At 60.0% G+C, this 15,906-nt stretch carries 17 protein-coding genes; 9 read left to right on the top strand and 8 right to left on the bottom strand.

Features of this window, described 5'->3' with window-relative positions:
* The gene (locus VLJ37_01490) at positions 1-1,065 is read left to right on the top strand and encodes a DUF3829 domain-containing protein (GenBank protein ID HSA58342.1); all 1,065 of its coding nucleotides are present in this window, start codon (positions 1-3) and stop codon (positions 1,063-1,065) included.
* Positions 1,066-1,140: 75 nt separating this feature from the next.
* Here VLJ37_01490 and VLJ37_01485 read toward each other — a convergent pair whose 3' ends face one another.
* The 4 genes from VLJ37_01485 to mtaB all read right to left on the bottom strand — a co-directional run bounded on the left by VLJ37_01485 (position 1,141) and on the right by mtaB (position 4,615).
* Positions 1,141-1,653, bottom strand: coding sequence for a gamma carbonic anhydrase family protein (locus tag VLJ37_01485; GenBank protein HSA58341.1), 513 nt, complete (start codon positions 1,651-1,653; stop codon positions 1,141-1,143).
* A gap of 3 nt (positions 1,654-1,656) precedes the next feature.
* Positions 1,657-2,346 (bottom strand): hypothetical protein, encoded by a 690-nt coding sequence (locus VLJ37_01480; protein HSA58340.1) that lies wholly within the window; start codon positions 2,344-2,346, stop codon positions 1,657-1,659.
* Positions 2,343-2,999: a hypothetical protein gene (locus VLJ37_01475; protein ID HSA58339.1), complete on the bottom strand. Its 657-nt coding sequence runs from the start codon at positions 2,997-2,999 to the stop codon at positions 2,343-2,345. The genes VLJ37_01480 and VLJ37_01475 overlap by 4 nt, the downstream gene beginning before the upstream one ends.
* Before the next feature lie 275 nt (positions 3,000-3,274).
* On the bottom strand, positions 3,275-4,615 hold the full coding sequence (mtaB, locus tag VLJ37_01470) for a tRNA (N(6)-L-threonylcarbamoyladenosine(37)-C(2))-methylthiotransferase MtaB (GenBank protein ID HSA58338.1): 1,341 nt from the start codon (positions 4,613-4,615) through the stop codon (positions 3,275-3,277).
* A gap of 76 nt (positions 4,616-4,691) precedes the next feature.
* Here mtaB and VLJ37_01465 point away from each other — a divergent pair, with 76 nt between their 5' ends.
* Entirely contained in the window at positions 4,692-5,522 is an 831-nt protein-coding gene (locus VLJ37_01465; protein ID HSA58337.1) for a MoxR family ATPase, read from the top strand.
* Complete coding sequence (locus VLJ37_01460) at positions 5,486-6,685, top strand: VWA domain-containing protein (GenBank protein ID HSA58336.1); 1,200 nt, start codon at positions 5,486-5,488, stop codon at positions 6,683-6,685. The genes VLJ37_01465 and VLJ37_01460 overlap by 37 nt, the downstream gene beginning before the upstream one ends.
* Here VLJ37_01460 and VLJ37_01455 read toward each other — a convergent pair.
* Positions 6,651-7,604 carry a HEAT repeat domain-containing protein gene (locus VLJ37_01455; GenBank protein HSA58335.1) on the bottom strand — a complete coding sequence of 318 codons (954 nt, stop codon included), beginning with the start codon at positions 7,602-7,604 and terminating at the stop codon, positions 6,651-6,653. The two genes, VLJ37_01460 and VLJ37_01455, sit on opposite strands and share 35 nt — an antisense overlap.
* A 164-nt stretch (positions 7,605-7,768) precedes the next feature.
* Between VLJ37_01455 and polX the strand changes: the two genes are divergently transcribed.
* From polX to VLJ37_01440, 3 genes are read left to right on the top strand one after another with little or no spacing between them, the layout of a single operon-like run.
* Positions 7,769-9,499, top strand: a complete 1,731-nt coding sequence (gene polX / locus VLJ37_01450) for a DNA polymerase/3'-5' exonuclease PolX (GenBank protein ID HSA58334.1) — start codon at positions 7,769-7,771, stop codon at positions 9,497-9,499.
* A complete protein-coding gene (locus tag VLJ37_01445; protein HSA58333.1) occupies positions 9,496-9,903 on the top strand; it encodes a PaaI family thioesterase in 408 nt (135 codons plus the stop codon). Before polX ends, VLJ37_01445 begins: the two co-directional genes overlap by 4 nt.
* Positions 9,904-9,911: 8 nt before the next feature.
* Positions 9,912-10,523: a DUF924 family protein gene (locus tag VLJ37_01440; protein ID HSA58332.1), complete on the top strand. Its 612-nt coding sequence runs from the start codon at positions 9,912-9,914 to the stop codon at positions 10,521-10,523.
* Positions 10,524-10,536: 13 nt separating this feature from the next.
* Here VLJ37_01440 and hpt read toward each other — a convergent pair whose 3' ends face one another.
* Both hpt and VLJ37_01430 read right to left on the bottom strand, forming a co-directional pair.
* Entirely contained in the window at positions 10,537-11,052 is a 516-nt protein-coding gene (hpt, locus tag VLJ37_01435; protein ID HSA58331.1) for a hypoxanthine phosphoribosyltransferase, read from the bottom strand.
* Between the two features lie 12 nt (positions 11,053-11,064).
* Entirely contained in the window at positions 11,065-11,205 is a 141-nt protein-coding gene (locus tag VLJ37_01430) for a hypothetical protein (protein ID HSA58330.1), read from the bottom strand.
* Positions 11,206-11,345: 140 nt separating this feature from the next.
* Between VLJ37_01430 and VLJ37_01425 the strand changes: the two genes are divergently transcribed.
* Genes VLJ37_01425 through VLJ37_01415 form a run of 3 tightly spaced genes read left to right on the top strand, consistent with a single transcriptional unit; the run spans position 11,346 to position 13,488 of the window.
* Positions 11,346-12,248 carry a 1-acyl-sn-glycerol-3-phosphate acyltransferase gene (locus VLJ37_01425; protein ID HSA58329.1) on the top strand — a complete coding sequence of 301 codons (903 nt, stop codon included), beginning with the start codon at positions 11,346-11,348 and terminating at the stop codon, positions 12,246-12,248.
* Positions 12,245-12,985: a rhomboid family intramembrane serine protease gene (locus tag VLJ37_01420; GenBank protein HSA58328.1), complete on the top strand. Its 741-nt coding sequence runs from the start codon at positions 12,245-12,247 to the stop codon at positions 12,983-12,985. Before VLJ37_01425 ends, VLJ37_01420 begins: the two co-directional genes overlap by 4 nt.
* 56 nt (positions 12,986-13,041) lie before the next feature.
* Positions 13,042-13,488 carry an SRPBCC family protein gene (locus VLJ37_01415; GenBank protein ID HSA58327.1) on the top strand — a complete coding sequence of 149 codons (447 nt, stop codon included), beginning with the start codon at positions 13,042-13,044 and terminating at the stop codon, positions 13,486-13,488.
* A 6-nt stretch (positions 13,489-13,494) separates the two neighbouring features.
* Here the strand turns inward: VLJ37_01415 and VLJ37_01410 are convergent, their stop codons facing one another.
* Positions 13,495-15,840 carry a GGDEF domain-containing protein gene (locus tag VLJ37_01410; protein ID HSA58326.1) on the bottom strand — a complete coding sequence of 782 codons (2,346 nt, stop codon included), beginning with the start codon at positions 15,838-15,840 and terminating at the stop codon, positions 13,495-13,497.
* Between the last annotated feature and the right edge of the window lie 66 nt (positions 15,841-15,906).

The raw sequence follows: 15,906 nt of genomic DNA, 5'->3' as shown, positions 1-15,906 counted from the left end.
GTGAAAGAATCGATCTTAACCGTTTCAATCATCATCTCCGTCGTCGCCTCCGGTTGTGGAAAATTGAACGAACTCGACCGGAAGGCCGCCGAGATGGTGCAGGGGGCCGTCAAGAAAACGATCGAGGAAAAGATCGGTGAGAAGATTCCGGATCTGAAGTCCGGGACGCCGCCCTCCCAGCCGGGAGTGGCAACCCCCGAGGCCCCCGCCGTTCTCAAGGCCTCCGAGGATCCGGATCGCGATATGAGGGATGAGCTCAACGGATACGTCGAGTGCATCAACCGCTCCCAGCCGCGCGCGGAAGACAGCTACAACCGGTATCTCTCCTGGGTGAGCAAGGCCGCGGGACCGAACTGCAACGAGCGTTACATCACCTACGGCCTCTATTCGCTCTACGATGACTCGATCGAGAAGTGTAACCAGGCCGCCAAGCGCGGGGCGGAAGGCGCTCCCAGCCTCCCCGATCTGGAAAAGGCCTCGGCGGACCTCGCCAAGTGCAATGCGGAGCTGATTCCTCTCGTGAAGAAGGCGTCCGATTACTACGACCAGCAGGACTTTAAGGACGATGCCTGCGCCAAGGGCAAGGAGATGCATCCGCAGTTGATCTCAACGTTCGAGCGATGCTTTGCGTCGGCCAAGGTCCTGGGCGATGGAGTGGATAAACTCAAGGCCGAGGCCGACCGCCGCGAGATCGCCAGGTTGGAGCAGCAGGGACAGAGCTTCCGTCTCCACACGCTGAAATTGATGCTGGGAGCGCGGGAACTCCTCAAGACGCTCAACACGTCCGGCCAGGGACCGATCGTCGCCAAGGACGTCTATTCGCCGAAATGCCTCGAGGTGGAAAAGAACTTCCAGACCCTCGACGACTACGCCGCGGCCCACAAGGAGGAGTTGGACAAGGCCTTTTGGGGCAGCGCGTTCTTAAGCTCCGCCAAGGAGTTCAACACGGCCGCCAAGTTCCTGCGGCGTGCTTTGGATGAAGGCAAGGACCCGCGGAGCGAGGCCCAATCGTTCGTGGATCAGTACAACCGGATGATCGGCGACGCGAACAACGTGCGGTTCTAGCTTCCATTACGAGCCGTAGCGAGCGCTGTCGGAAGCCCTTCCGAGGCTGTCGACGCCCTCCCGCGGGAAGCGGGGCTAGCCTTTCCGGTACTGTTCGGCCAATTCGAGATAATGATCACACCCGATCGAGGCCCGCTGGGCCATCTCCGGCGTGACCTGGCCCCGCGGCTTGGCGGGGACTCCCACCATGATCGTCCCCGGCGGGACGATTTCGTGTTCCGTCACCAAGGCCCCGGCGGCGATGAGGGATCCCTTTCCGATCTTCGAATAGCTCAAGACGATCGCCCCCATCCCGATCAGGCATTCATCCTCGATCACGCAGCCGTGGATGATGGCGTTGTGACCGACGGTCACGCGCCGGCCGATGAGCGTCGGTCCCTGCACGGTCTCCGCGTGGACGACGGTCCCGTCCTGGATGCTTGTCTCCTCGCCGATGCGGATGAAATTGACGTCGCCGCGGATCACGCAGTTGTACCAGACGCTCGCGCGCGCGCCGATCTCGACGTCGCCGATGATCACGGCGTTTTCCGCGATGAAGGCGGTCGGATCGATCTTGGGGGACTTGCCTTGGTAGGGCCGAAGGATCATGGATTACGCCGAGCGCGCCAAGGGAATCGGGGTTCGGATCCTGAAGAATTCCTCCAAAGAGGCCCTGATGCCCGCGACCCCGAACAGCTTTCGCTTATCCTCGTCGAAGAAAACGCTGAGAGACATCTGACTTGCGCGCATCTCACTCACGGCGTCCCATTTAATGCCGAGGGCTTCGCGGGCCAGGCGGGCGCGGCTCGTGAGGAGACGGCGCAGCCAAAGGAAATGTTCTTCCGTCCCGGGAGGGATGCGTCGGAGACCGCCCTTTTCCCAGGACTTGATGCGGACGGCGGTCTGTTCGAGGCACCGGTTCAACTGAAAGAGGTCGTCGATAACCCAATCGGCCCGCTTGCGATCGACATGATACCAGGGCAATCGGTGCTGTTCTTGCCAAAACCAAGCCGTGTATCCGACGCCGCCCGCCCACGCCTCCTTCTGAGAGCCTTCCTCTACGCCCAAGAGGTCCAGTAAGCGTCTGTAGTGATTGTTGCCGCCTTGCAGGTAATTGTTCGTGATCCGGAGACGGACGCGATCGAGATCGGCTACGCGCGTGACGTCGATCCGTGTGAGATCCTCGGCCATGGGGTTGGTGTCGAATTGATGGTAGCGGGCGTTGGCCCATGTTTGAACGTAGCTGAATAGTTGGGCCGAGCCCACATTGAGGGCGGCGGGTAAAGTGGAAGTCGCGGTCACGCGCTCCTCGCGAGCGGGAGCGGGGTTCTGATGTGGAAGAAGCGACGCAGAGACTCATCGAGCCCGATCGCTTCGAAGATCTCTCTTTTGTCATGGCCGAAGTAGGTATTGATGGACATGAGCGCCGGAAAAAAATCGGCATCTTGAGCGAGACGGACGCGGGTGGAAAACAGGTGCCGCAGCCAGGCGAAGTGTTGCACCATTCCGGACGGCATATGACTGAAATCGGCCTCCTGCCATAAATCCGTTCGATGCGCCGTCGGTTCGAGGGAGCGTCGCAATTGAAACAGCTCGTCGACCACCAGTGTTCCGTGATCCGGGTTCTCGTTCATCCAGGGCAAGTTCTGACGGCGTTCAAAAAACCACGCCCGAAAGGGCACACCCGAGCGGAGGGCCGTTTTCAAGTCGTCCCGATTGACCCCCAAGGCGTCAAAAAGGGCCGCCTCATGCCGGTAACCCCGATGGAGATAGGCATTGGCCAGCCGGAAGCGTAGGGCGTCGCCATGGCAACGGCCGGTGACCTCAATCCGAGTGGGATCCAGGAGGAGGGGGTCGGCGTCCACCTGATGGAGCCGCAGGCCCGCCCAGGCACTTATGTAAGACGACAGTTGCGATGACCCGATGCTCAAAATTCCGGGTAATGTCGGAGACATATGAAGATAGCTTTGTATACCTAAAGTAACACTGTATGAAAAGACTTTTTGGAATGGATCAACTGGCTCGAGGTGGGAATGAATATAACATATTGTTTTTAATTATATTTATAAGATTGCAGGCGAAAACTTTTCATCAGAAATGGTCTCATTTGGATAAACATATGGTCATATAAAACAGGATCGTAGTGACTCATAGGATCGTTCTAAAAACATATAAATTATTATAACTCTGATATATTTATACTAAATTAATGATATTTTTGATCTCGTCCTCAATCGTTCATTTCGGGTAAGACGCCGGTCATCAAAGGACTGGCATCTTCCAGGGCACCCAATCTTATCGGCCAGACTTGACCCCGCAGGTCCTTATGTGTGCTGACCCGGACACGAAGATAATTGGGAGTCAGGCCCTCTTGACAGAGATCTTCTTTCGAATCCTCAAAAAGGACCGGCATCCGATGACCCTCAAAACGGCGGGCAAATGAGGTCCATAGATCCGAAGAGAGAGTTCGAAGGTCGCTTGCGCGGTCATGGACGACCTCGGGAGGAACCGATGCTGACAGCTTGGATGCCGCCGTTCCCGCGCGGGCGCTGAAAGGAAAGACGTGCAAGTATGAGAATGCGGCGTCTTGGACGAGGCGACGCGTTCCGCGGAAGTCCCGATCGGTCTCACCCGGAAATCCCACAACGACATCGGTGCCCAGCGCTCCCTCCGGCATCAACTTGTGAAATTCATTCGCCAGGCGTTCAAGGCGGGCGCGGCGGTATTTTCTTCGCATGACGGCCAAGATCGGATCCGACCCCGACTGGATGGGCATGTGCAGATGAGGGCAGATCTTTTCGCGTTCCGCCATGAGCCTGAGGACACGGGTCGTCACCGTGTTCGGTTCGATCGAACTGATGCGGAGGCGGAATTGCCCTTTCAAAGTCGACAGCTTGTCAAGAAGGTCCGCGAAGCGGGCATTCGAAGTCCGGTCATAGTAAGTGCCGATATTGACGCCGGTGAGGACGATTTCGCGAAAGCCTCGGTCGATGAATGCGTCGGCCTCCTTTAGAACGTCTTCCTGTGGCCGGCTCCGCGCGCGACCGCGCGCGAAAGGGATGATACAGAAAGAACAGACGTAATCGCAGCCGTCCTGGATCTTCAGAGATGCTCGCGTCCTGGATGCGCTGGCGCCTGAAGAGACAAGGCTCTCTTCCGACCATATCGCGCCGCCCCGACCGTGGGTGAGGAAGGCGATCGGCTCTTTGAGCTTGCCGTCGCGGACGTGATCCAGAAATTCGATTAGCCGGTACTTTTCGTGATTGCCGAGAACCAGGTCGACGCCGTCGATCGTGCGCACCGCCTCCGGGCTCATCTGCGCGTAACAACCGGTCACGACGACCCGTCCGCCTTGCGATTTCTTGACGGCCTGCCGGATGGCGTAGCGGCTGTCCCGGTCGGCGTCGCCCGTCACCGTGCAAGTGTTGATGACGGTCAGGTCGACCGGCTCTCCGAACTTGCGGACCCGGTAGCCTCGCTCTCGAAGCCGGACTTCCAGGGCGTCGGTTTCCGCCTGGTTGAGTCGGCAGCCCAGGGTCTTGAAGCTGACGGTTTGAATCGTCGTTTGCATCTTTCGCGGGCCTTATTGTAGAAAAACATCATACCGATAGGTACGATTCATACTTTATTTTGTGAGGGTTTTCATCGTGAAAAACAAAGTGAATTATCGAGGAACGGACGATTACGTCGCCTCCGACGAACTCCAAGAGGTCGTGAACGTGGCCCTGTCCATCGGCCGTCCGCTGCTCCTGAAGGGAGAGCCGGGGACGGGCAAGACGCTCCTCGCCCAGTCCATCGCCAAGTCGATCGGCCGTCCGCTGCTCCGCTGGAACATCAAGTCGACGACGAAGGCGGTGGAAGGCCTCTACATCTACGACACGGTCCAGAGGTTGAACGACAGCCGCTTTGGCGGCGGGGACGTCGGCAACATCAAGCACTACATCAAGCTGGGGAAACTCGGGGAAGCCTTCACGGCAGACGAGCCCGTCGTCGTCCTGATCGACGAGATCGACAAGGCCGACCTGGAGTTCCCAAACGACTTGTTGGCCGAACTCGACGAGATGAGGTTCTCTATTCCGGAGACGAAGGAGGAGATCGTCGCCAGGCAAAGGCCAATGGTCGTCATCACGTCCAACTCCGAAAAGGAATTGCCGGATGCGTTCCTGCGTCGCTGCGTCTTTCATTTCATCGAGTTCCCCGATGAAGCCATGATGCGGAAGATTGTGAAGGTCCATTTTCCCGATTTGGAGAAGAAGATCGTGGATGAGGCCATCAAGAAATTTTACGAGGTGCGGGCGCGTCCGAGCCTCGCCAAGAAGCCGTCCACTTCCGAGCTGATCGACTGGCTGCACGCCCTCCTGGCCCTCGGCGTCGACGCCAAGTCCCTGCAGGAGGAGGTCCCCCTCCTGGGCGTCCTTCTGAAGAAAGAGCAGGATTTCGGGTGTTCCTCGCGTTCTTCTATACACTTCGCGCGTTGAAGGTCCCGGTCGGGACCCAGGAGTGGCTCTACCTGATGGAGGCGCTCGCCAAGGACCTGCACGAGGCCTCGCTGACGCGCTTTTACTACCTGGCCCGCTCGATTCTCGTCAAATCCGAGGCCCTCTACGACCTCTTCGATCAGGCCTTCCTCATGTGCTTCGGCGAGCGCGCGGGCGACGCCGACATCAAGAAGGAGATCTTCGACTGGCTCAACCGTTTCATCGATCCCTCGCAGCGCCCCGAACTGCCTCCGGATGCCGGGAAGCTCGACTTGGAGGAGCTTCGACGGCGTTTCTTGGAGCGCCTGAAAGAGCAGCTGGAACAGCATCACGGCGGGAACTATTGGATCGGCACCGGCGGGACCTCGCCGTTCGGGCATTCCGGCGCGCATCCATCGGGAATCCGGATCGGCGGGCCCGGCGGAGGGCGGTCGGCCGTGAAGGTTGCGGAGGAGAGGCGATTCGCCAATTACCGCCACGACCGGGTCTTGGATACGCGCCAATTGAACGTGGCGCTCAAACGTCTCCGCCGGCTCGATCGAGTCGGCCTCCAAGAAGAACTCAATATCGACAAGACGATCGACAGGACATGCAAGAACGCCGGAGAGATCGAACTTGTGATCGAGCCGCCGCGCAAGAACCAAACCGAGCTGCTGTTGCTGATGGACGTCGGCGGCAGCATGGACCCGTACGCGCGCCTCTGCGAAAACCTGTTTTCCGCCGCGAACGCCTCGACGCACTTCAAGGCCTTCCATCATTTTTACTTTCACAACTGCATTTATTCGAAGGTCTACACCGACATGGAGCAGCGGAAGACGATCCCCACCGAGGAGCTGTTCCGGAGGTTCCGGGAGACCTTTCACGTCATCTTCGTGGGGGACGCCTGCATGAGTCCGTACGAGCTGTTCGCCGTGGGCGGGATGATCGACTACTTCGACCACAACGACACTCCCGGCATCGAATGGTTGAAGCGGATCCGGCGGCACTTTGCGCGGTCCGTGTGGCTCAATCCGGAACCCGAGAGGACTTGGAGTTATCACCCCACGATTCAGGCCATCGCGAAGTTGTTCAAGATGTATCCGCTGAGCGTCGAGGGTCTGACGGGGGCGGTGGACGATTTGAGGCGCTTCAGTGCTGCGCGGACCGCTGGCGTGCCTCGATGACGCTCTGCGTGAATTCGGCGATTCTCTTCACCTTGGGGTCCGATTCCTGCTCGATCGCCTTCGCGAGGAAGGCCTCGTCCTCCGCGGTCAACGAGGGCTGCATGGCGATCGCCCGGTAGGCCTTTTCGCGGATCTCGGGCTCGAACTTCCCTTGGGTCAGTTCCAGCAGGGTCTGGCGCCCTTCCGCCTGGTACTTTTCGTCCCCGGCGGCGAACGTGACCGACCTCCCGATCCCCATGACCGCCTCCGACCGGACCTCCGCGTCGATCGAGGGGCTTTCGGCCATGTCGGTCAGGCGGGTCAGGGCGTCCGGGGTGCGCAGGTTGCCCAGCATCTCCACCGCCACCTTTTGGTTGTCGGGGGACCGGTCTTGGGCGAGCTCGGCGTAATACTTGGACTGGGACTCGGCGTCAGCGACGTTCAGGAGCCGGGCGAGCTCTTTTTTGACGTACGGATCGCTCTCCTCCTTGATGGCCGCCAGGAGCTCTTGCCGCGCCACCTCCGATTCGCGCAGGAGGGGGCTCACTTCGCGACGGAGCTCCTTGATTTTTTTCGAGATTTCTTCCTTTTCCGCCTTATCCGGCCTTTGGCTCTTGTCCTTGGACCGGTCCTTGCCCTTCCATTGTCCCATCCCCGCGAGCGCCTTCCGGAGCGAAGACAGGGTGTCCTTGGGGATCGAGGCGTTGGAGACGCGCGCGGGGGCTTTCGGCTCGGCCTTTTGGGACCAGTCCCACGTCTCGTTGAAGGCCGGCGGGGGCAGCGGCAGCCGTTCGCGTGGCCCCGCCTTGGCCTCTGCCTTGGCCGGGGCCGGCTTTTCTTCCCGGAAAATCGAATGACGGACGGCGAAAAGGGTCCCTGCGACCAGGATCAGGGCCGCGCCGGTGACCATCGCCTTTTTGGACTTGAGAAGACCGCTCATGATTCGTGACCTCCTGCTCGTTTGTCTGTTCCAGGGAAGGAAAGCATAAGGGAAACGCCACGGCAAGGGGGCAAGATCATCTTGTGAAAACCGCCGAATACACTAAAATTTAGGACCTCACACCAAGGGTACGATTCGGACATTGATTTTTGGGAGGCTTCATCGTGACCAGAACCGACGTCGTCGCCGTCCTCTACGAAATCTCCGAACTCCTGGAGCTGACCGGGGAGAATCCCTTCAAGGTCCGGGCCTACCAAAACGCCGCGCGAAGCCTCGAGGGCCGCTCGGAAGCGATCGAAGACCTTATTGCGTCGGGCAAACTGGGCGAGTTGCCGGGCATCGGGGAGCACATCCGCGAAAAGATCACGATCCTGGTCAATGAAGGACGTCTCAAGTACTACGAAGATCTCAAAAAAAAGATCCCGCACGGCCTCCTGGAAATGATCCGCATCCCGGGCCTGGGCCCCAAAAAGGCCAGGTCGCTCTACGAACATCTCAAGGTCGATACGGTGGAAAAACTCGAGAAGGCTTGCCGGGATGGCAAGGTCGCCCAGGTGGAAGGCTTTGGCGAGAAGAGCGCCCAGAAGATCCTGGAAGGCATCGAACACGCCAAAAAGTATTCGGAGCGGCACCTCTACGATGAGGCATGGACCGCCGCGCAGGGGATCGTTTCAAAGTTGAGGAAGAGAAAGGACGTTCAAAAGTGTGAGATCGCGGGGAGCCTTCGCCGATGCCGCGAGACGATCGGCGACGTCGATATCCTGGTCAGTTCCAAGGCCCCGGGGGGAGTGATGGACTACTTTACCCGGATGCCGGAGGTGGAGACGGTCTTGTCGAAGGGCGAGACCAAGAGTTCGGTGAGTCTCAAGGAGAACGGGCTTCAGGTCGATCTTCGCGTCATCGCCGCGAACGAATTCCCGTTCGCCCTTCATTACTTCACCGGCTCCAAGGAGCACAACATCCTCATGCGCCAGCGCGCCCAATCGATGGCGATGAAGCTCAATGAGTACGGGCTCTTCAAGGAGGAAAAGGGCGGAAAAGAGACGCGGATCCCCTGCGAGTCGGAAGAGGGGATCTTCCGGACGCTCGATCTTGACTACATCCCTCCGGAACTTCGCGAGGCCCAGGGGGAGATCGAGGCGGCCGAGAGGCACAAGATTCCGCGATTGGTGGAGGAAAAGGACATTCGCGGCGTCTTTCATGTCCACTCCAACTGGAGCGACGGGACCGCGACCTTGGAGGAAATGATCGCGGAGGCGGAAAACGAAGGCCTCGAATACGTCGGCATCTCGGACCACAGCCAGACGGCCAAGTATGCCCACGGAATGGATCCGGAACGGGTGTTGAAACAGGAAAAGGAGATCGACAAGCTCCGCAAGAAGTTCAAGATCCGGATTTTTTGGGGCATCGAGTCGGACATCCTCGCCGACGGATCGCTTGATTACCGGGACGACCTTCTGGAGCGCTTCGATTTTGTGATCGCTTCGGTCCATTCGTCCTTCACGATGCCGGAGAAGGAGATGACGGCGCGGATCGTCAAGGCGCTGAAGAACAAATTCACGACCATGCTGGGGCACGCGACGGGGCGGCTGCTGCTGTCCCGCGAGGCATACCGGGTCGACATGAAGAAGGTGATCGACGTCGCCGGCGGTCAGGGCAAGGCGATTGAAATCAACGCCCATCCATATCGGTTCGATCTCGACTGGAGACTCGGTCCGTACGCCAAGGACAAGGGCGTCAAGGTGTCCATCAATCCCGACGCGCACGCGCTGAACGAGATCAGGTATTACAAGTACGGCGTGGGAATCGCCCGAAAGGCATGGATGACCAAGTCGGACGTCATCACGGCGATGACGCTGGGACAAATCGAAAAATACCTGGAGCGCACGACATGACCAAGGAGCTTCCTTACCGGTTTGAAAAAACCATGGGCGAGGCGCTGAGTATGGAACCGATCGAGATTACGCCCGAGCGGATGGTGATCCGCATGAGGGTGACGGACGCCTCCCGCCAGCCGGCGGGTCTCCTGCACGGCGGCGCGACGGCGGCTTTGGTCGAGACCGTGGCCTCGCTCGGGAGCGCCATTCAATGCCCGAAAGGGACGATGCCCGTCGGCATCGAGGTCAATTGCAATCACCTTCGCGGCAAGAAGGAAGGGTACGTCGAGGCCGTCGGCGTGCCCGTCCATCGGGGACGGCGCACGCATGTGTGGGACGTGAAGGTCTACGACGAGGACAGGAAGATGATCGCCATCGGCCGTTGCACGGTGGCGATCACGCCGATGGACAAGGAAGAGTGAACCGCGCGATGAGCAAGCACTCCCTGGAAGACGTCCTGCACTTTTGGTTCGGCAACATCCCCGTCAGGGCCGAGGACATCCGTCCCTATGTCGACCACCGGATGCGTCTCTGGTTCGCCGGCACCCCGGAGATCGACGCGGAGATCCGAAAGCGATTCGAAAAGGACCTCCTGAAGGCGGCCCTTGGGGATCATGAAGAATGGATGAAGACCGCGCGCGGAAAGCTGGCGCTCGTGGTCCTCTTCGACCAGTTCCCGCGCAACATCTACCGCGACCAGCCGCGCGGCATTTGGTTCGACCCTTTGGCGCGCGAGATCGCGTTCGCGACGGTGTCGGCCGGGCAAGACCGGGATGTGCCGCCCTTGGAGCGGGCCTTTCTGTATCTGCCCTACGAGCATTCGGAGGAACTGGCGGTACAGAACCGCGGAGTCGAGCTCTTCACGCGTCTGGTGAATGAGGTCTCCCCCGACTGGAAGCCCACGTTCGAGAATTTCCGGCGGTACGCGGAGCTTCACCGCGACATGATCGCGCGCTTCGGGAGATTCCCCGACCGGAACGAGATGCTCGGCCGGGTCTCTACGGCGGAGGAGATTGAAGTTCTTAGGGATTATCCCTTCTAGCGAAGGGACCGCGCTACGCTGGCCCCTTCTGAACAATTCGGATATCAGGCAGGGACCGCAGCATCCCACCGTCATCCATTCCGTAGCCGACGACGTACTCTTTCGGGATCGTGAACCCCAGATAATCGATGAGAGGGCGGATCGCCGGGTCGATTTCCTTATAGAGCAAAGAGCACACCGTCACCGAGGCCGGCTTCTTGGATTTGAGGTGATCGAGAAGGAATCTGAGCGTCCGGCCGGTATCGACGATGTCCTCCACCAGGAGAACATGCTTTCCGGCGACCGATTGGGTGAGATCGAAGTCGATGCGGACGTTGCCGGTCGACCTATTCTTTTCGTAGCTCGAGACGTGCAGAAATTCGCAGTGGAGCGGGACGGAAATGGCCCGGATCAGGTCCGCCATGAAGACGAAGGCGCCCTTGAGGACGCCGACGACGACGAGGTCTTTGCCATCGTATTCCTTCGAGATGAGACTGCCGATCTCGCGGACTCGTTCGCGGATCACTTCCTGTGCAATCAAGACCTTCATCGAGGCAGGATATCAGCGAGGCCCGACGCCGCGGGTCCGGGTCTTGAGCTCCTTGGGCGGAAACGAGGAAGAGTCTTTCGATGAAAGAAAGGGTACGGCCAGGATCGCGAAGAGGACGATCATCGAAACGACTCCCCAGGGAATGGATTGCATAAATAACTCTCTAGCCGGCAGTCTAAACCTCCCGCGCGGAGAGTCAACGCAAGGGACCGTTCTTGGCGGACTTTCCGTATTCAAGAGAATGCGGCCTCAAAGTCGTGGCGTCCCGGGAACCTTCATGTCATAGGCCCTCGATGCCCCTTGGCCCCCTGGTCAACCGCCGGCGCGGGATCTCCCTTGTCATGGGAACCCTTCAGGGGGCCCTGGGCTCCGTCTTTCTCGGCGTCACGATCATCGTCTTCAACGGCCTTCAGATACTGAGCCTCGTCCTGAGGCCGTTTTCCCATCAAGCCTTTCGGCGGTTCAATTCATGGGCGGCCGACACGTGGTGGGGATTTTGCGTCCTTCTCTCCGAGTATTTTTACGGGACGAGGCTCGTGCTCACCGGAGACGACGTCCCGCGCGATGAAAACGCCGTGATCATTCTCAATCATCAATCCATGACGGACATCCCCGTGGTCCTGGCCTTCGCAAAGGACAAGGGTCGGCTCGGCGATCTCAAGTGGTTCGTGAAGGACGTCGTCAAGTACGTGCCGGGCATCGGCTGGGGCATGCTCTTCTTGGACTGTCTTTTCATCAAGAGGGACTGGACCGAGGATAGAAACTACGTTTTGCGCGTCTTCCAAAAAATCCTGAGCCATTCCATTCCGATCTGGCTCGTCTCTTTCGTGGAAGGGACGCGCGTCCGGCCCCCCAAGCTCGCCCAGAGCCGGAAGTACGCCCAGGAAAGCGGTCTCAGACCTCCGGAACACGTGTTGATCCCGCGGACGAAGGGTCTCGTGGCCTCCGTTCGATCGCTTCGCGGCCACGTGGCCGCCGTTTATGACCTCACGATCGGTTACGTGGAGGGCGTTCCCACGATTTGGCAGTGGATTCGCGGGGACGTCCGTCGCGTGCACGTGCATGTGAGGCGATTCCCGATCGCCGATCTTCCCCCGGAGGACGACGGTCTCTCCCGATGGCTCATTCGCGTCTTTGAGGAAAAAGACGAACTCTTGACGGGTTACTATGAACGAGGGAGTTTTCAAAAACCGTGAACGATCGAGGCGACGACTTTGATCCGGAGGATTTGGACCCCGAGGGGCTTCTTGAAGAAGTTCAAGAGCCGATCGCGAGGCCGTCGCACAGCTTTCTGTCGGAGCGTCCGTCGCGGAGGGCATTTTGGCCGGGCGTTGTGTTCGCGCTGATGGCGGCGGCGGCGAGCGTCGCGGCATGGAATGATTCCGGCTTCAAGGCGGACTGGATCGGGAATCCCGAAAAGATCTTTTCCGGGGGCGAATGGTGGAGGCTCTTCACGAGCATGCTGCTCCACTCCGATATCGAACACCTGCTCTCCAATCTTCTCTTCTTGATCCCGTTCGGGGGGCTTCTCACCAGCTATTTTGGTTGGCGGGTCTTCCCCTGGCTGGGGCTCGTGCTGGGGACGGCGACCCAGGCACTCTCGCTCAAGACGTATCCGGACGAGGCGAACCTGTTGGGGGCGTCGGGTCTGCTCTACGTCCTCTTCGGGCTCTGGCTCAGTTTGTACTTCAAGGCCGAGACGCATCTGCGTTGGACGAACAAGCTCATGCGCGTGGTCGGGTTTGGACTCGTGATGTTCATCCCGTCCCAGTTTCAATCCAACGTGAGCTACCGGACGCATTACATCGGTCTGGCCGTCGGGCTCGCGGCGGGCGCCATTTACGGGGCCATCGCTCTCAAAAAGGATCGGGCGGCTCCGCCGTCGCCGCCACGGCCGAGAATCCTGCCCAGACCCGGCGGGACCCTGCATTAGGTCCGGTTCCTAGAATCTTTACATTCGCGGGATTGTCGGGCAAAAGGAAGATCGCGATGAAGACCTTCACCCTTCGCCGCTCCCTCTGGGTGCCCAAACCCCTGGACGAGGTCTTTTCGTTTTTTTCCGACGCCCGTAACCTCGAGCGCATCACGCCCAAGTGGCTGAAGATCGGGAGCATGAAACGGCCCGAACCGATGGTGGAAGGCGCATGCATCAAGCACAAGCTCAAGATCCGGGGCATTCCCGTTACCTGGGTGAGCGAGATCACGGAATGGGATCCGCCCTACGGATTCGTGGACGAGCAGAAGAAAGGGCCGTACCGCCTGTGGCGGCACGAACATCGTTTTCGCGAGGAACGGGACGGGACCGTCTGCGAGGATATCGTGAAATACGCCGTCTTGGGGGGCGAGTTTGTGAACCGTTTTCTCATCGCGCCCGACCTGAAGAAGCTCTTCGACTACCGGCAGGACAAGCTCAAAGCCATCTTGGTCCGCTCGTGAAGAAAACTAGAGGACGACGGCCGTTTCGTCCTGATGGACCACGCGGTTCCGGCCTGTTCTCTTGGCCGTCTTGAGTCCTGTTTCCGCCGCCGCGATCGATGTCGTGAGGGAGTTCTCGACGTCGACGGGCTCTTCCTCGTGCGGATTGAATTCCCCGGAACTCCGCCGGCGCGGCGCGACCAGTTGGAAAGGGGCGAAGCCGATGCTGACGGTCAGCGGGTGTTCCGTCCCTCCATTGACCTTCAGGGGTTTTCTCTCGACTTCCTGGCGGATCCTCTCGGCCACGTTGGCAGCGCCGTCGCGCCCCGAATGCTTCAGGATCAGCACGAATTCCTCGCCGCCCCAGCGGCAGACAAGGTCTCCGTCCCGGATCGACTCCTTGAGGACTTGCGCGACGCGGGCGATCGCTTGATCGCCGGCCTTGTAACTGAACGTGTCGTTGACCTTCTTGAAAAAGTCGATGTCCACCATGAGCACGTAGTGGCCGTTCGGCGCGTCCCCTTTCCGGTTGGCGGAAAGACTCCGCTCCAGTTCGGCATTGTGCCGCATCAAGGCGCGCCGGTTGAGGAGCTGGGTCAGGCTGTCCAGGTCCGCGTTGGTCCGCGCCTGTTCCAGCTCGCCCAGGAGGTGCAGGATCAAGTCGTTTCGTCGAGCGGCCAGGCGCCGGAGGTCCTCCGGAACGTCCAAGTCAATGGATGGTTGCGCCTTGGTCAGGGACTCCGCCTCCTCCATGAGGTTGCGGTGCGCGAGCACCCTGTCCGATTGGGAGACTTCCTCGAAATCGAGCTCCGCGCGCAGGGCGAGCTGACGGCTGAACAGCCGTCTCCAACCGCCGAAGGTGCCGTTCAGCCAGAATCGGAGAGAGACGGTTTCCTTCCGCGTTTGAGCGTAGTGCTCGAGGAAGGCCCTTCCCAAAGGTTCGCCACGATCGTTTTGATAATCGAGGATGTCCGAGGCCTGGCGGACCTTCAGGAGGTCGCTGAGCGTCTTTTTCGTCGGGCTTGAGTCGTGTTCCTTCACGTAGTCGTGGAAGTCGTCGAGGACCTTGCGGCGGACCGAATCGTCCCGGAAGTCGAATCCGATGCCGGGCATGAAGGTCAGGCCATGGCCGCGGGCGTTCATGTCCAGGGCATTGACACCGAGGCGGTGCAGGAAAACGAGGGTGCGCGTCAGGGCGCGCCGGCCGATGCCTTGTTGGATGTGCTGAAGGATCCGTCGGGAGGGATACAAGCCGTAGAGCTGCTCATTCAGGTCTTCGCCCCAGGCGATCCAGGGCTGGCCATCCGCGGGGGGTGGGGGGAGCCATCCATAGAGGCGCGCGGCGATCTCGCCTCCGCGGCGGGTCGCGATTTCGGTGAGGATCGACACGCCTCCCGACTCATCGTGTCTCCGGAGGGAGATGCGGCGCGTAACGTACTTGGGAACGTCAATGGCGAAGCCCTTGCGGATGTCTTCCCATGACAGCGGCCTGCCGAACAGCCCCCGCAAATCGCCTTGCAGGGAGGAGTCGTCCGGGGGGATTCCGGTCCGATCCAAGACGTCCAGTTGGCCGATCGGCGGGTCGTTTTTCTTGTCGGCCTTGTCGACGAATTCCCGAAACCACAGCTCGAGAGGCGTGTCGGTCCGCCTACCGACGATCCAATGAGCGGTTTCCGGGGATTCGGAGAGGGTCTCCCCCGCAGGGCGCGCGGGCATCATGTCAAAGGGGATCGGAGCGGCGTGAACTTCGAAACGGGCTTCCGCGAGCGCCCGGGTCTTGCGTTCCAGTTCCTCCGGCGTGATGGCGAAGGTCTGGACGTGCATGGCCTCCCCCGGCCGGTCGCGAAATGCCGCGGCCTGAAAGATTTCTCTGGCCCTGTCCGGATCCGAACTCCAAATGGCGTGGACCATCCGACCGAAATCCTCCATCGGGTCGACGTGAGGCCGGTGGACTTTGAAGAGACGCGCGGGACCGCGGATCATGAGGCCCGGCTGTGTCTCGGAGTTCAAAGGACGTGTGATGAGGCGCGAGAGTTCCAGGGATGCACGGCGGGGCGTCAGGTCGATCCTCGCCGCGCGGAGGGCACGAAGGGCCTGAGAAATGTCCGAGAGGAGCCGCGTGTCTTTTTTTGCCTGAGACGGGCGCGTGACCAGACGGACAACCTCCCTTTCCACGCGGTGGATGAGGGTCTCATTGCCGTCCGGCTCCGCCTTGAGGATTCCGACGGTGTCGTCCAGGGCCTGGATCCTCGCCTCGAGGGGGTGTCCGTCCCAGCCGACGGCCATGAAATCAAAGGCCCTCAAGTGGGGGGTGAACCCCGGCAAGGCCTGATTCATGAGGACGGTGTAGGGTAGTGGGGTCGTGAGTGTCACTTCGACACCCTATCGACGAAGTGCGTCAAAAGTTGCGGGTCTAAAGGACAATAGTTTGTCCTAAAG

Source organism: bacterium, assembly GCA_035454885.1.
Lineage (GTDB): Bacteria > UBA10199 > UBA10199 > JACPAL01.
Note: the sequence above shows the minus strand (reverse complement) of the source record. Positions and strands in the feature narration are given on the sequence as shown.

Bases quoted from the DNA above. Each gene is read 5' to 3' on its own strand.
- VLJ37_01485 (HSA58341.1), bottom strand. From the start codon at position 1,653: ATGATCCTTCGGCCCTACCAAGGCAAGTCCCCCAAGATCGATCCGACC.
- VLJ37_01475 (HSA58339.1), bottom strand. From the start codon at position 2,999: ATGTCTCCGACATTACCCGGAATTTTGAGCATCGGGTCATCGCAACTG.
- mtaB (HSA58338.1), bottom strand. From the start codon at position 4,615: ATGCAAACGACGATTCAAACCGTCAGCTTCAAGACCCTGGGCTGCCGA.
- VLJ37_01455 (HSA58335.1), bottom strand. From the start codon at position 7,604: ATGAGCGGTCTTCTCAAGTCCAAAAAGGCGATGGTCACCGGCGCGGCC.
- VLJ37_01445 (HSA58333.1), top strand. From the start codon at position 9,496: ATGACCAAGGAGCTTCCTTACCGGTTTGAAAAAACCATGGGCGAGGCG.
- VLJ37_01440 (HSA58332.1), top strand. From the start codon at position 9,912: ATGAGCAAGCACTCCCTGGAAGACGTCCTGCACTTTTGGTTCGGCAAC.
- hpt (HSA58331.1), bottom strand. From the start codon at position 11,052: ATGAAGGTCTTGATTGCACAGGAAGTGATCCGCGAACGAGTCCGCGAG.
- VLJ37_01430 (HSA58330.1), bottom strand. From the start codon at position 11,205: ATGCAATCCATTCCCTGGGGAGTCGTTTCGATGATCGTCCTCTTCGCG.
- VLJ37_01425 (HSA58329.1), top strand. From the start codon at position 11,346: ATGCCCCTTGGCCCCCTGGTCAACCGCCGGCGCGGGATCTCCCTTGTC.
- VLJ37_01415 (HSA58327.1), top strand. From the start codon at position 13,042: ATGAAGACCTTCACCCTTCGCCGCTCCCTCTGGGTGCCCAAACCCCTG.